The 15,157-nt window shown below is 42.4% G+C and carries 11 protein-coding genes, 1 tRNA gene and 2 pseudogenes; 7 read left to right on the top strand and 7 right to left on the bottom strand.

The window, feature by feature from the left end:
• A partial coding sequence (locus AOY23_RS10525) for an ABC transporter transmembrane domain-containing protein (protein WP_268807335.1) occupies positions 1-914 on the bottom strand: 914 nt, incomplete at its 3' end.
• 1,215 nt (positions 915-2,129) lie between these two features.
• Here AOY23_RS10525 and AOY23_RS10520 point away from each other — a divergent pair.
• The 4 genes and pseudogenes from AOY23_RS10520 to AOY23_RS23005 all read left to right on the top strand — a co-directional run.
• On the top strand, positions 2,130-2,783 hold the full coding sequence (locus tag AOY23_RS10520; RefSeq protein ID WP_160316735.1) for a LuxR C-terminal-related transcriptional regulator: 654 nt from the start codon (positions 2,130-2,132) through the stop codon (positions 2,781-2,783).
• Between the two features lie 787 nt (positions 2,784-3,570).
• Positions 3,571-4,659, top strand: coding sequence for a hypothetical protein (locus AOY23_RS10515; protein ID WP_054179344.1), 1,089 nt, complete (start codon positions 3,571-3,573; stop codon positions 4,657-4,659).
• Positions 4,640-6,130: pseudogene (locus AOY23_RS23010) on the top strand (autotransporter outer membrane beta-barrel domain-containing protein). Before AOY23_RS10515 ends, AOY23_RS23010 begins: the two are co-directional and overlap by 20 nt.
• Positions 6,131-6,754: 624 nt before the next feature.
• Positions 6,755-6,927, top strand: a pseudogene (locus AOY23_RS23005) (IS3 family transposase); the annotation flags it as partial.
• A 344-nt stretch (positions 6,928-7,271) separates the two neighbouring features.
• On the opposite strand, the gene AOY23_RS10500 reads toward AOY23_RS23005, so the two are convergent.
• Positions 7,272-7,943: a hypothetical protein gene (locus tag AOY23_RS10500; protein WP_235501698.1), complete on the bottom strand. Its 672-nt coding sequence runs from the start codon at positions 7,941-7,943 to the stop codon at positions 7,272-7,274.
• 769 nt (positions 7,944-8,712) lie between these two features.
• The gene (locus AOY23_RS23205) at positions 8,713-8,898 is read right to left on the bottom strand and encodes a hypothetical protein (RefSeq protein ID WP_407830015.1); all 186 of its coding nucleotides are present in this window, start codon (positions 8,896-8,898) and stop codon (positions 8,713-8,715) included.
• 454 nt (positions 8,899-9,352) lie between these two features.
• On the opposite strand from AOY23_RS23205, the gene hdeA reads away from it, so the two are divergent.
• The 3 genes from hdeA to AOY23_RS10485 all read left to right on the top strand — a co-directional run bounded on the left by hdeA (position 9,353) and on the right by AOY23_RS10485 (position 12,127).
• Positions 9,353-9,610: an acid-activated periplasmic chaperone HdeA gene (hdeA, locus tag AOY23_RS10490; protein ID WP_054179364.1), complete on the top strand. Its 258-nt coding sequence runs from the start codon at positions 9,353-9,355 to the stop codon at positions 9,608-9,610.
• Between the two features lie 772 nt (positions 9,611-10,382).
• On the top strand, positions 10,383-10,556 hold the full coding sequence (locus AOY23_RS22565) for an EAL domain-containing protein (protein ID WP_152958506.1): 174 nt from the start codon (positions 10,383-10,385) through the stop codon (positions 10,554-10,556).
• A gap of 266 nt (positions 10,557-10,822) precedes the next feature.
• The gene (locus tag AOY23_RS10485) at positions 10,823-12,127 is read left to right on the top strand and encodes a sensor domain-containing diguanylate cyclase (RefSeq protein WP_235501628.1); all 1,305 of its coding nucleotides are present in this window, start codon (positions 10,823-10,825) and stop codon (positions 12,125-12,127) included.
• Between the two features lie 157 nt (positions 12,128-12,284).
• Here AOY23_RS10485 and AOY23_RS22875 read toward each other — a convergent pair whose 3' ends face one another.
• The 4 genes from AOY23_RS22875 to AOY23_RS10470 form a co-directional block, all read right to left on the bottom strand.
• Positions 12,285-12,434: a hypothetical protein gene (locus AOY23_RS22875; RefSeq protein WP_162838553.1), complete on the bottom strand. Its 150-nt coding sequence runs from the start codon at positions 12,432-12,434 to the stop codon at positions 12,285-12,287.
• Positions 12,435-12,576: 142 nt separating this feature from the next.
• On the bottom strand, positions 12,577-13,830 hold the full coding sequence (locus tag AOY23_RS10480) for a tyrosine-type recombinase/integrase (protein WP_054179342.1): 1,254 nt from the start codon (positions 13,828-13,830) through the stop codon (positions 12,577-12,579).
• A gap of 177 nt (positions 13,831-14,007) precedes the next feature.
• Positions 14,008-14,082, bottom strand: a tRNA-Arg gene (locus AOY23_RS10475).
• A 79-nt stretch (positions 14,083-14,161) separates the two neighbouring features.
• Positions 14,162-15,082: a formate/nitrite transporter family protein gene (locus tag AOY23_RS10470; protein WP_054179341.1), complete on the bottom strand. Its 921-nt coding sequence runs from the start codon at positions 15,080-15,082 to the stop codon at positions 14,162-14,164.
• Between the last annotated feature and the right edge of the window lie 75 nt (positions 15,083-15,157).

The following is a 15,157-nucleotide window of genomic DNA, read 5'->3' as shown; positions in this document are numbered from 1 at the left end:
GCTTTCAGCGCTTCCAGCCCTTCGATACTCTCAATCAGCAACCCCTGCTTGAGCGAGATTTCACGGATGTTCTCTTCCATGTAGCGGCCCAGCGGCCACTGAATAATCACGCTGGCAATGAGGATGATGGGGATCGCCGCCAGCGGAACATACGCCAGCGCGCCGCCAATCATGTAGATGATGAACATGAACAACGCACAGAACGGCAGATCCGACAGCGTCGCCAGCGTCGCGGAGGTGACGAAATCGCGCACCGCTTCAAAATCACGCAACTGGTTGGCAAACGTCCCGGACGACTGCGGTTTATTCTCCATGCGCATCGCCATCACCTGGCGGAACAGCTTCGCACCGAGGATCAGATCCGCTTTTTTCCCGGCGACATCAATCAGCCAGGTGCGCACCTGGCGGGTGGTAAATTCAAAAACGATGGCGATGATCACGCCCACCGCCAGCGACCATAACGTGACGTATGCCTGCGTCGGGATCACGCGGTCGTATACGTTCATGGTGAAAAAGGTGCTCGCCAGCGTCAGCACGTTCGCCAGCAATGCTGCCAGTGCTGCGCTGTAGAAATAGCGGCGATAGCGCCAGAGGGTCGAAAACAGCCAGTGGCCTTCGCCCGGCCCTTTTGGTAACAGCTGATCATCCGCGCGCGCATCCAGTTTGGGTTTCGGCGTCGCCACCAGGGCGTACCCGGCGTAGATTTCCAGCAGATCCGCTTCGGCAAGCATTAATGCGCCGCCGCTTTCCGGGACCACCACCTGATACAGGTAATGACCGCGTTTTCCCCGGCGGGCCGTCAGAATGCAATAGGTTCCGTCTTTACGGGCAATCAACAACGGAAAAAGATAAGAAGACAGTTTATTCAGATCACGCTTTACCCAGCCCGCAGAAATACCGACCTGTTCCAGCATGCGCAAGGCAGTTTCGGGATCAAGTCTTTCTGTACGGGGTAAACCGGAATATAAAACTTCCTTACTTACCAGTTTTGTGTGATGCGCGCAAATCCACTCCACRCCCCACAGAAGTGAATCTTTTCCGTGGTCTTCTATATTTTCAAAATGAGAAGAGGAGGACAATTCAGCCGCAGAATTCTGAACATTCATCTAATCTTCCAGTTTCCTTATCTTTTCCATATCTTCAATAAGATATTCAATGCAAATTTGATGTACAAAGCAACGGTTGTGGGGCGTAACATTTTTTTTGAGTTCTAAAAAATCTTTCCTGTCTTATTTGTGCGTTTGTTGTTGCGGTTGCTGTTGTAATTGTTCACAACCTTCATTAATGAAAGGGAAAAGTTTATTTATATGTTAAATTGTCTTTGTTTTTATCTTTTAAAAGATGTTAAATAATTAATGTTTATAAACTAACATGATCTTTAAATTGAATCATTAAGGATGATTCATTGTCTATATGGGATTATGCTATAATCATTTAGGAATATTCTATTAATTTATTGTATTGGCGTTGGGTGAAAGCTGTTTGTTAATCTTATTGTATGTCATAGGGATCATGTTATGACGTTTTATTATTATATATTTAGTTGTTTGTGAATATATTCAATGTATATTATAAAGTGTTATTTTCTTGGGTTTTATAAAATGTTGACACTTTTTAAATGAATAGGAAACGCAAACAATTGCATTCACGTTAGAAGGAACTTTCGTCATACAGTTTTCTACATGTAAAGAAAAATGCTATCATAAGTACTGTCTAGTTGTAGACCACACAGTATCTGTGTAGCTTTCTCGACCTGCGCTGTGCATGATAAAGTCAATTTTCATTTTCAGTATTCATGACCTTACTTCGATTAAAGTGTGTATTGTATATGCAGTAATACTATTTCTAAGTAGTGCTGTAGTTTAAGTGGGTATGGTATAGAAGCGTTGAGACAGCAGTGAGAAATAAAATGCGAAAGGCATAATTTCTACATGTATACATTATTTCGATACCTCATTTTATTGTTTTTAATCGCCTGTGTGAGGTTAGCTAGTAGTTCCTGTAAAAGTGTAATATTCTTATGAGTATAGAGAATATTCCCTTTTTATTGCATTTGTTTATGTGTTTATAATACGTTAAAAGGGAGGGATAGCTTCCATGCATAGTAATCACTGCAAATGAGTTTATCTGTGACAGGTACAGGAGGGAGAGTGATAAATTTTACTGTGATCATATCTAGATGTAATTTTAGTGCTGAGGGGTTATTGCATTTAATTACAGGTAAATATGGAAATGATAATATTGTCTCTTTTAGAGAACTTAATGAGTTTGATGGCTGGTGTAAGAGAATCCGTGGGGATGTATCACTAAAGTTATACATAATGATATCAGCCAATTTCAATGATGTTCAGGGTTTTGATTGTTTAATATCATCTTCGGATATGCTGAAAAAAAATAATGTTTTTGAAGTTATTATTTTAAATGAGGCGAGGTTGTTACCCGATTTATTTGTTTCTATTTGTTATTGCTACGGATGGAAAATTATTAACATATATAAGTTGCCATGCGTTGAAATTATTAATAAAATAATCGAGCTCGAAAGGATGGGGGGGGGGAGAAATGATATAATACTAACTCATAGAGAATATCTTGTTCTTGGGTATCTCTTAAAAGGCCTTACCTTGCGAGAAATAAACAGAATCATAGACGTTAATATGAAAACAACATATACATTCTGCACTAACTTAAAAAAGAAATTAGGGGTGATGTCTACCTGTAAAGTATATGACTACAGAAATATTATCAATAAAGCAATAACGAACGGTATCATTAGATTAAAGTAAATTCTGAGTCTTTGATTATTTATTATATTTAATGACTCTCAAGGCTCAGAGTTGGCTATTTTGTATTTGCCAGATGATTATTCTGGAATAATAATTAGTATATGTAATAAAATCGGATGTGTGAGGGTTTTTATAGTGTAGTTGTAGGGAACTGTTTTTTCTTCTGTGCAAGTTATTATGTGTATAATAACTGCATTGTGACGCTTGCATTATAGTCTTTTGGGGGATATGGCGATGACATATTTTATTGATATTATATATGCTTAACGTATTGATATATCTTTTGAAAAATAAAAAAGAGAGATTTGTGTGATGCAGATCATGTGTTCATAATTTGTTGAGGGATATATGTAATTTGTCATTTTCTTGGATGGTGTATTATTTAACATAAATTAAACATTAAGCCGCGTTTCAATATGGCTATGATTAGGATTAGTTAACATCGATATAGGAATGATAGAAAGAAGAGTTCTCTTGCATAATGCTTAAAACTAAAATAATAGAAGTATTACAATCTGGAAGGAAAAACGTATCTTATTGTAGGTGTGGTTTTCACATTTACACAATGCACTAATATTTATGCTGCAACACGGCTTATTTGGGATGATGGTCCAAGTAAGTGGTTTGACCGTGGGGACATTATTGTTACAGGTAAGAGGGTAAAACAGAAATTACCATAAATGGTGGTATCAGTTGGCGATATCCCAGCAATGACCAATCGACAGCATTTTTTGATGGTATCAAAAAAATAAATTTTAATATTCTCAGCAGTACACCAAATGTGACAATGTCTGCATTTTATGGAGGGACTGCCAATCTTATTGCCAGTGATACTGATGTTAATATTAACACTGTTTACAATAATAGCGATATATTAGGTCGTGGTAGTGAATACGGTATTATTGCCGGATCGAGTGTTGATGCAGGAGTTGCGGTAGATGATGATAAATTTACATCAACGCATTTTGCAACAACAGAGGTGAATAATTTAACTGTTTCTCAAACTATTAATACAAGTGGTCTGGTTGGGACAACTTTAAATTCTGCTATTCGTTCCATTCAAGGTGCATATAAAGATTCTGGCACTGGACCCGCCGGTCTGGTAAGAGTTAACGGTGAACTGTCAGTTTTGCTAGATGGTGGGCGTCAGGAAGCTATTTATATTTCAGGAAAAGGTAATGCTGCTGATTCAAAAGTCAGTACTGTTATATTAAATGGTAACTCATCCATTACCCTCAAGAACGGAAAAGGTACCGATAACAGTGCTATCAAAATAGGTAAGTCAAGGAGTATCGAAACTGGTGAGGGCTATCTTGAATCACATGGTCAAATGGATATTGATATGACAAATACTCCTGGCGCTGCTATTAAAATGGCTGTATCCGGGAGTACTTTGAAGGCTGGCTTCGCTAATAGTTCTACAAGCATAAAAACTAATGGTAACGCAATAAATGTTGGTCAACAGGACTGGGGAACACAACGTTCTGCTTCCGGTATTTCAGCTTTGTTTAAAGATGCTGTTTTTGTCACTTCCTCATTAAAAGATGCACTTCTGAAAGTGTATAAAAATCAAGGTGATGTAAACTTCATTTTTTCAGGTGATAAAACTGATTTATCTATGCAGGAGGATCAGTCGTCGATTGTTGATGTCGATGCTAATGATGCAGCAGATGTATTATATCATAATAATGTAAATTTTAATCTTAGTGATAGTGCTAAAATGTCGGGTTTAACAAATATACAGGGAGATAGTAAATTAACTATTAATCTCGACAATAACTCTGAATGGAACATAAGGAAAAACAATGCAGGGACAACATCTACATTTACTGATTTAACCATTAAGCAATGGGTCGATGTTGAAATCGAACTCTGATAATTATACCCTCGTTGGTAATGTAAAAAATCAGTCAAACTCAGTTACTCAGATTTATGATCCGGAAGAAAAAGGTTTTCATACATTAACCATTAATGGTGACTATTCCGGTTCGGGTGACACTTCCGTAATATTTGGAACTGCACTTGGTGATGATAGTTCTCCAACAGACAAATTGATTATTACGGGGAATGCAACAGGTACAACGAAAGTCGTTGTAAACAATGTCGGCGGTGTTTGAGCCGAGACTCTCGAGGGCATTGAGCTTATAGAGGTAGGAGCCCCTAATGCGACTGATACGTTCGTGCAAAGTTCTCGTATTGTTGCAGGTGCATGGGATTATCATTTGCAACAAGGGACAAAAAGCGGTCAAAACACGAATAACTGGTATCTTACCAGTATGAAAAGCCCAGAAGAAAAACCGGAAAATCCTGAACCACCAAAACCTGAGGAACCAAAGCCACAAAAACCAGAAGAGGAGCATAACTTTCGACCTGAAGTAGGTAGTTATGTATCTAACATCCAGGCTGCTAATAGTATGTTTAACCTTCGCCTTTACGACCGTCTGGGGGAGACTCAGTATACTGATGCTCTGACCGGGGAGCAGAAAGTGACGAGTATGTGGATGCGGCATGTAGGTGGACATAATCGTTCATCCGCAATGTCCGACAACTAGGTGAAAACACAAGCTAATTACTACGTTGTCCAGATCGGTGGTGATATCGCGCAATGGACTAGTACAGGTAATGATCGCTGGCATCTTGGATTAATGGCCGGTTATGCGCAGCAAAACAGTCATTCTAAATCCGTGTTGAGTGGTTACCATTCGCGTGGTGAGGTGAACGGATACAGTACCGGTATTTATGGGACATGGTTCAGTAACGATGAGGAACGATCCGGACCTTATTTGGATACCTGGCTTCAGTACAGTTGGTTCCGGGACAATGTTTCAGGCCAATACCTCCCATCTGAATACTATAAATCTAAGGGATTATCCGCTTCTGTAGAGTCTGGGTATCGGTTTCGTGTCGGGGAAAGAAAAACCAGTACAGGCGTTCATGAAACGTTCTGGTTGCAACCAGAAGCACAGGTCATCTGGTCTGACGTAAAGGCTGACCATCATACCGAGAAAAACGGTACGTCAGTGGAGAGTTTCGGTGACGAAAATTTCCAGACACGAATCGGCCTTCGTGCAAGTATGATGAGTCATAATGTCCTTGATAGTGGAAAGGACAAGGAATTTGAACCCTTTATGGAGATTAACTGGTTGCATAACACCAGAAATTATAGTGTAAGGATGAACAATACATATGACTATTTATCCGGCCCCCGTAATACTGGTGAAGTAAAAGTCGGGGTGGATGGTAAGGTCAGTAATCATCTTAACCTATGGGGTAATGTTGCTGTCCAGGCTGGTAAAGAAGGATACAGCGACACGAAGGGGATGGTTGGTCTGAGGTACATGTTCTAACTTGTTGCTTATGGAGGACTGGTACGTACAGACCTCCTTTTTTATAGTATTTTGGTTGTTATACGCAAACCTTCAGGGGTATTCAGGATAACATGGTGGATCTGAGTAGGGATGGCTGCAGTCTGCCCTTATATTGAACAGTTTACTGGTTTAGACGCAAAATTTTGTATTCTGGGTGCCTGGAGCACAGAATTTACCAGCAGATCGAGGTTAAATGTACACAGATGGCCGGAGCAAGCTTTGAATCACCACGGGTTTAACAGCCGTTTCTCAGTCATTTAACATGACTTAAAAAAGTGGTGTTCATCAGTAGTAAGCTTTATCCCGCAGAGTCAAAAATCGAAGCTGTCAATCAAAGGTTATTGATCACGTCCATTCTGTTTCCATGGGGCAACTCGCCTTGATATCGCTCCCCGTAGTTCTTACGTCTGGATGAAGAAGTACGGATCGGACCCCTCTATCAACAAAGAACAGACAAATATTCAGGTTAAGATCTGGCAACTCCAGAAAGAACTCAAGCGGGTGACTGACGAGCGGCTCATATTAAATACTTCGCAAAGCTGTCTGGAGATGGCGGGTCAAGATCACTTCGCAAAGTTGTCTAACTGAGCTACGTCTTCACGGGTTCACACAGATCAGGGAAGTCAGTTCACAAGTCATGAATGGTAGTTGTTACTTAAATTACAGGGACTGGAAGCCAGCATGCGCCGTCGAGGTAACTGCAACGATAATGCGGCTGCTGAAAGTTTTTCCAGCTACTGAAACGTAAAAGGATAAAATTCAGCGAGAAAGTTTATTCTCAGCTCTGGTCGCTCGATATACTTCCTCTTTTAGAGAATAGAACCGGATATTGGTTAGGTTGTTATGAATGCAAATATAAATTATATTTCACTCTTGTATGAAATTACTTTTCGTATTAATTATTTTTGCGGGCTGTTGTATGCCAGTGGCGTAATTACAGTTACGCACTCATGATGTCATGAATGCGTAACTGTTGACGCAGTATTATGTGTCATATTAAATGGTTGCAAGGTTATTAGCATTGAAATAATGAATCTGTCTTTTACCCACGACATATCTTATGATTATACTATGATAACCATTAGTTGATGTTTTAGATATTAAGATAAATGCAGGAGCATTAATTCGAAAGTCTTGAGATTAGAACTCCAAGTTTGAGCTCTATTCTTTTCTTCATTGCATATACATTTTTAACACTGGTTTCATTTTTTAGTGCTATCTTTTTGGGTAACTCACCTTTATAGAGAAAAGAAAACAGTGAGTACTCATTTGTACTTAGTTTTGGTTTATTTTCTGCTGGCTTTGTGATTTTAGCCAGAAAGGAATTTTTCACCTTCGCAACAATTTCATCTTTTGTGTCATCATAGAAAATAACTGCACTAATGATTGTGTCAACCGTATCATTGTAAAACCAGTAATGTGCAATAGCCGTCATTTTTTTATCTGCCACAAGAATTAATCTCATGTTTTTAAAACAGTCAAGCCAGTTTTTTGATAAGAAACAATCAATGTTTTTGTGGTTGAAATCAATAATCACAATCGGTTGAGAAATTAACTTGTCATTAACCTCACGGACATAAGGGAGTATTCCCTCAACAAGATATGAGTTATTGTCGGGCCAAATATAAAATTCGAGCCCATTACAATCTTTGTTTTTGTTCAACTTAGCACATTCAGTAGAACATCTTCTATCACATCCATAGCAATACATTAATGGTCTCTTGTTATCATATTTTTTATTTTCTGAATGAAATGCGGCGTTCTGGATACTCTGTTGTAAACTGTTTTGCATAACATACCTTATGTATACTTAGCGTAAAAAAATATACCAGCATCTGTAATACTGGCGCACCAAAGATGAGTCATCATTTTGTTAGGATTATCCTGCATTTGGTTAAGAGCGCTTACTAAAATGGTATGAATCATGCTGGCAAAAATTTTATTAAAATTTTTTATTTTTAATTATCAACTTGTTACGTTTCTCTTGAAAGAGGGAGTTGTGCGTGATTACGCGGCAGTAGCCAATGACAGTCGCTAATTTTAGAGGCGGAAGGCATTTATTTGATGGGCGGAATCCCATACCTATAGTGTGGTTTACTGACTTTAAGTGTTGAGGAAGTTAACACTTGGTGATGACAGAAGGATGTTACATATACTTGGTATTTATCTTTATCTGAGTGCCAGTAAATGTTTTCATGGTTCCTGTAAGAGTCTAAAAAATGAAGAGTTCTATACCTGACCTGAGCCAGTAGGGATATAATGTAGTGGATGTAACTAATTGTTTTTATCTGCATATGGCGGCATGACAGAAAAGAAGATCTTTTAACGTAAGGGAATGGGGTGTTTAGAATAAAGTTATAACGACCTTGAGGCTAATTCTTTTGGCTATAAAATGGTTTGCTATTCATAATATAAAAAGTATTGAATTATGATTTTCGTTTTTTATTTTCATGATTAGCACAGGAGCTGGAAATAGGGTTTGTTGATAACTCTATGTTACATTTTTATCCCTAATGGTTTTATAATAAACATACTTTTCTGTCAGGCATCGTTGTTTTCTGTCATTTTGTATGGTTGATCCTTTCTTGGTGAAATGCTAATCTGCACATAAAGATTTCTTTTTGCTCTTCATGCATGTTCCCCGCTACACACTTAGGATCCAGAAATGTTCCATTTTGCTGGATCTTTGCAACACTGCGAGCCAAAAAGTCTAAACCTGTAAATGAGCATGAAGAATCAAATCTCATCTGGTGGTTATGTTTGGTATGCATTTCTTATTTCCTTATGTGGTTCAATATGAGAAGTATTATGATTATTTTGTATTCTTCAGTCTATCTCTTGCTAACCATTCTTATGGTAAACGTGGACTAATCCTATGAGGTGGTGGTCTTGTCTAGATGTCTGAATTATATTCCAGTTGTTCTGTTTTATGAGTCTTTTTCCAGACATGTAAGTCAATAAAACGCTCTTTCTTCTTTGGAATATAAATCAAGGATGACGATGGCTGGTAGTCATGGGCTTCATAGAGTTGGGGCATAAATGATAGTGACTGACTGAACTCGGTATACTATCTCTGAATCATATTTTTCAATAACACAATGTCTGCACGTAACAGACTGTGACAATCAATGATGAGGATATAAATATGAAGAAAATCTCCACCTTGTGTTAAGTGTGCTGTTCCTGGTCCCAGCCGTATCTATGGCCGCGGACAAAAGTAAACCTGTCAATGACTGGACTTGTGAAGACTTCCTGGCGCTGGATGAGTCTTTCAGGCCAACAGCGGTTGGTGTAGTAGAGGCGCTTAACAATAAAGACAAACCTGAAGATGCTGTTATGGACGTACATGGTATTGCAACCGTGACACCCGTGGTCGTGCAGGCCTGTACTGATGATAATAAATCCAGTTTTAAACAAAAAGTTATTGGTGAGTGGAACAAGCTTAAAAAGCATTTGTAATTACAAATAATTGGATGTTTGTGTCATCTAATTAACCCTCCATGAACAGTATCTGATGGCCATCAGATACTGTTCTGTTTGTGATGCTCTTGCTCGTAAATCTTGTTATTATTATTCTCATGTACTTGTTGACTGAGACTCAAATTTTGACCTTTGCGAAAGTGTGGGAATGCTGAATATCTCTCCACTATAAAATCTACATATGCAGGTTACACCTGCATGCTGGTGTCCTTACCAGATGAGATTCCGGTTCTGCTGTCAATACAATTTATATTCCTTTCTAATGCATAACCTATTGATTTTAATTTATTTAGTGACTCGGAAATAAAGTGGGTATAAATTTTTTTGATTTTTTCTTTTTATGAAACAAAAAATGTACTGATATTATGACACTTCACTGCCGTGCAGACTGCTTAGAAAAGTATATATAATTACAGATAACCAGGAACAGCGTTGACTGCCGTGCGGGCAGTTGTAAGAGTCCAGCGAGAGCCGTATTGACAGAAGAACACGGATATTATTCTCCGGCTGCGTGATTTATCGTAGCAATAGTTCGCCATCGAAATCTCCATAATGGTGCTGTTGGATGAAGTGATAGCGCGAGTGTACGAAATTCACTTTATAGGGGACTGTCAGTGAACAACTTCGGCACCGGTTTCCCAGCTTGTCAAAGCTCGCTAGGCTATGACCTCGAGGTGAAAATTGACAAAAGTTTTATCGATAAAAGTGTCGTAAAGAAGAGGATTGAGTTGCTGGCGGCGGTGATCGGCTTTTGGCACAACTGGCGATGATGGTGGCGGTTGAAGGGGGAGAAAACGATGCTCAGTGGCAACTTCTGCGCGAGCTGAACTGTCCGGTGTTGCAAGGCTATCACCTCGTCAAATTGCTGCCGACGCAGGTGGTTACCGACTGGATTAAGACGTTTATTCCGGCACATATAGGATAATAACCTATGAATAATAAATGGTTACCAGCTCTCAATTTGCGGTTGTTGATAGTGTCGTTTGCACTGCTGATCACTCTCATCACCCTCTGCAACAGCTTTTACTCCGCTTACCGGGTGCAGCGGCAGGTATTGATCGACCATGCGCTGGAGCAGAATCAGGCGTATGCCGAGCGGGTGGCCTCTTCTATTGAACGGTATCTGAACGTCGCGCAAGAGCGGCTGGCTTACGGCGCGCGATTCTGGGCAACAATTTTCATAATCAGAGGGTGCTCGATGGCGAGTCGAAGCGCCTGCAACAGCAGGATTCTGACTTTGACACCATCAGTGTGGTTGGCGCCGATGGTCGGATATTGTCATCCTTCCCGCCGGAGCATGATCTGGTGGGGCAGGTGTTGATCGCACCTGATAGCCAGCAAGGGGTGCAGGAGCGCAAGCCAGCGGTGAGCAACGTCTATAAACTGAATTCCGGTACTCTCCTGGTATACGTTTCCCAGCCGATTACCGACAGTCGGGGAACCTATCTGGGGTTTATCAGTGGAGCGAACTACCTGCAGAAAAAGAACATGTTGTCGGCGCTGGTCAGTAATCATTTCCACCAAGATGACACCCAGGTCTATGTGGTGGATCGGAACGGTCAGATGCTGTCCCATTCCGATACCTCGAGGGTCGGTAATAAAGAAAGAAGTGCTGTGGTGAAAGCGGTAGTGCAGGGTAACCATGGTGCTATGGAAGTGGTGAACTCGTACGGTGTTCGCATGCTGGCGGGTTATGCCAGCGTGCCGTCATCGGGGTGGGGCGTAGTGGCTCAACAACCGAAGGAGAAGACGTTGACGGCTCTGGGCGGGTTGATGCGACAGATGTTGATGGGGGCGTTACCTCTGGGGCTGGTCGGGCTGCTGATTCTGTGGTGGCTGGCGAATGAGATTGTGCGGCCGCTGCGTCAACTGGCGGACAGTGCGGCAGTCATCGACAGCACCGACAGCGTGGAGCGGGTGCAGGCGGTGCGCTCCTGGTATTTCGAAGCGGCACATATTAAGCTGGCGTTACTGAATGGCATTAACCTGATACGGGAGAAGATTAACTGGCTGAACAGCCAGGCGCATACTGACCCGCTGACCGGGTTACTGAATCGCAGGGCGATGGAGGCGGCGCTGGTACAGATGTCTGAGACGCGGCGGCCGTTCGCGGTGATTTCGATGGATGTCGACCACTTCAAACAGGTGAACGACACCTTCGGGCACGACGTGGGGGACACCACGTTGCGTACCTTAGCCCAACTGATACAGCTGTGCTGCCGGGACGTGGATTTAGCCTGTCGGGAGGGCGGTGAAGAGTTTACTCTGCTATTGCCAGATACTACTACTGCCGATGCTGCGTTGGTTGGTGAGCGATTACGCGCGCTAGTAGAACATACCGAAATCGAAACGGTGGGACATATCACTATTTCGCTGGGAGTAGCCAGTTGGCCACATGACGACGAGATGGTAGTTGAGGTGATGAAAAAGGCTGACGAACTGATGTATCAGGCCAAACGAACCGGTCGCAACCGACTGGTGGCTTCGATAAAGTAAGAGGGAATGCCAGTAGTTTGACTTACTCGTAATGTGCCGATGAATACAGTGCGTATAGCGAGGTGGGAGGGGCCTGCGATGCAAAACAAAGGTCATGAAAAACTTGAGTTAATGTAATGAGGCATTCAGTTACAGTGGAAAGAGAATAGGGGAGCAGTCACTTGTCATTGTCTTCATATTTATCTCTATCTTGACGAAGTGATTCGATGAAATCACGCTGCTCTTGTGTCAGTTCAAGCTCATCCATCAAGCGATCCAGCTCGGTTTCCGGAGGTTTCTTTTTATACAGTGGTTCTTGATTAGGCATCTAATTTCTTAGATTATTAGGATTAATCTTAGGCTATAGGACAGGAATGAAGAATGCAATAACAAATAATAGATAGCAACTGGTCGACCTGAAAATACCAATTCATCAAAAGATGATTAAAGCCATCCGTGGCCTTTAAATCCTATTTTTTACTTTGGGCGAATTCAAACGGTGTAATGTGTTCTTCTTTGTTGGCATCAAGGTAGTCTGCCCACCATTGCAGCATAAGTTTTCTCTCTTCGAGGTGCTCTGCTTTATGAATGTATGCAGCCCGAACTGAGTTACGCTCTTGGTGGCTCATTTGACGTTCAACTGCGTCTCTTGACCATAACCCTGACTCAATCAATGCACTACAAGCCATGGTTCGAAAACCATGACCACAAACTTCTGTTCGTGTGTCGTAACCCATCGTGCGAAGAGCCTTGTTTACGGTATTTTCGCTGATTGGTTTATCATCACGACTAAAACCAATGAACATAAGATCTTTATCACCACTGATAATATGGAGCCTTTCGAGCAGAATTTTGGCTCGATTACTGAGAGGTACAAGGTGAGGAGTTTTCATTTTTGAACCTCTTCCCGAAAACCTTACCCCTTTCAACTCCTGTCGCTCCGCTGGGATCGTCCATAACGAGTTTTTGAAATTCACTTCTGACCAGCGAGCGAATCTTAATTCGCTGGAACGAATAAAGGTAAGCAGAGTCAACTGAACCGCGATTTGAGTGATACCTTTGCCTTTATAAGCATCAATCCGTTTAAGAAGAGCTGGAAGCTGTTCAAGCGGAAGGGCAGGGCGATGATTGCTCTTGGCTGTAATTACAGCACCTGCCAGGTCGTAGGCAGGGTTTTGTTCAATTAATGCATTATGTACAGCATATCGCATGATTGCTGTGATTCTTTGCTGTAAACGAGCAGCCAATTCAAGATGTCCCGTAGCTTCAGCTTTCTTTAATGGTACCAGCAGATCACGAGTTTTTAGTTCACAGATATTTCGTTTACCAATTACTGGAAACAGGTGAGTGATTAAGCTGTTCAATACCGTAGTTCGGTGACTTTCAGACCAGGTTCTGTTGCTTGAATGCCAGTTACGAGCCACAGTCTCAAAGGTGAGCAAACCTTTTTCTTCAATCTTATCTGCTTTTCTCTGTTCACCTGGGTCAACATTGTTGGCAATGAGTTGTCTTGCTTCGTCCCTTCTACGTCGGGCTTCTGACAAAGACACATCTGGGTAAACACCCAGAGCCAACATTCTCTGTTTTCCTCCGAAGCGATACTGGAGTCGCCAGTACTTGGAACCTGTCGGGTGAATCAAGAGATGCATGCCATTTCCATCAGTTAGCTTGACGGGTTTTTCTGCAGGTTTCGCCTTTCTGACTTTTACCTCTGTTAGCGCCATTGGAACTACCCCGCTGTTGGTATCTTGATTATCGAACTTACAATACCAACAGTCATACCAACAAAGCAATGTGGATGCCTGTATAACCCGGTAACCTTTGATAGACTATGTTTGATAGTAAGTGATTTAAAGTTAAGGGGAAAAATAGACTTTGATGTACGTTCGTGGACAGTATCCTGGCGTCCCCTGCAGGAATCGAACCTGCAATTAGCCCTTAGGAGGGGCTCGTTATATCCATTTAACTAAGGGGACGAAGCGGCACGAGTATAGCGTTTTTCAACCGGGGCGTTAAGTGGCTGCGCGGCTGAATGCTCAAACTCTCGCCACCGCCTTACTTTTCTTCTTCTTTCGCCTGCTGTCGCAGACGCGTTTCCTCTTTTTGTTTCGTGCTCATATCGTTACGGATCTGCGCGTGGCTGAGCAGGGCGAAGATAAAGGTGCCGCCGCAAATATTGCCCGCCAGCGTCGGCAGGGCGAACGGCCAGATAAAATCGTACCAGGAGATCGTGCCGTTAAAGATCAGGTAAAAAATCTCAACCGCACCGACCACAATATGCGTGGTGTCTGCCAGCGCGATAAGCCACGTCATGAGGATGATCACCACGATTTTCGCGGCACCGGCAGCGGGAAACATCCACACCATGGTGGCGATGATCCAGCCGGAAATAATGGCATTGGCGAACATCTCGCCGGGGGTGTTTTCCATCACCTTCATACCGATGCCGACAAACGCGTCGCGGGTCTCCTCATTAAATATTGGCATATATTCAAATGCCCACGCGGCGATGGCGGTGCCGATAATATTACCGAGCAGCACCACGCTCCACAGGCGCATCAGCAGACCGACGTTACCGGCCGTCGGGTTATGCATCACCGGCAGTACCGCGGTCACTGTGTTTTCGGTAAACAACTGCTGTCTGGCCATGATGACAATAATAAAGCCGAAGGTATAACCGAGGTTCTCCAGCAGAAAGCCGCCAGGCAGGTCTGCCAGATGGACATGAAAAATCCCCTTCGCCAGCAGCGACGCGCCCATTGACAGCCCGGCGGCGATGGCCGACCACAGCAGCGCCATCGCGTCGCGTTCCAGCTCTTTTTCCCCATCCTGACGAATATGCTCATGAATCGCCATCGCGCGCGACGGCAACCGCTCCTCATCAAGTTCTATCTCTTTTCCCTGTAATTTCTCGTCGCTTTCCACTTTCAGATCGTCGGTGTGCTTATCGATTTTGTCGTCTTTGGGTTGAGGCATATCGGTAATACTCCGCAGGATGGGCCAGTTGTAAGCGTAGTGGTTTTTTCGAACGGGGCGGGAGGGCGTAATTCT

Source organism: Trabulsiella odontotermitis (assembly GCF_001297775.1).
Classification (GTDB): Bacteria; Pseudomonadota; Gammaproteobacteria; order Enterobacterales; family Enterobacteriaceae; genus Trabulsiella; species Trabulsiella odontotermitis.
This window is presented reverse-complemented; position numbering and strand designations above follow the sequence as displayed.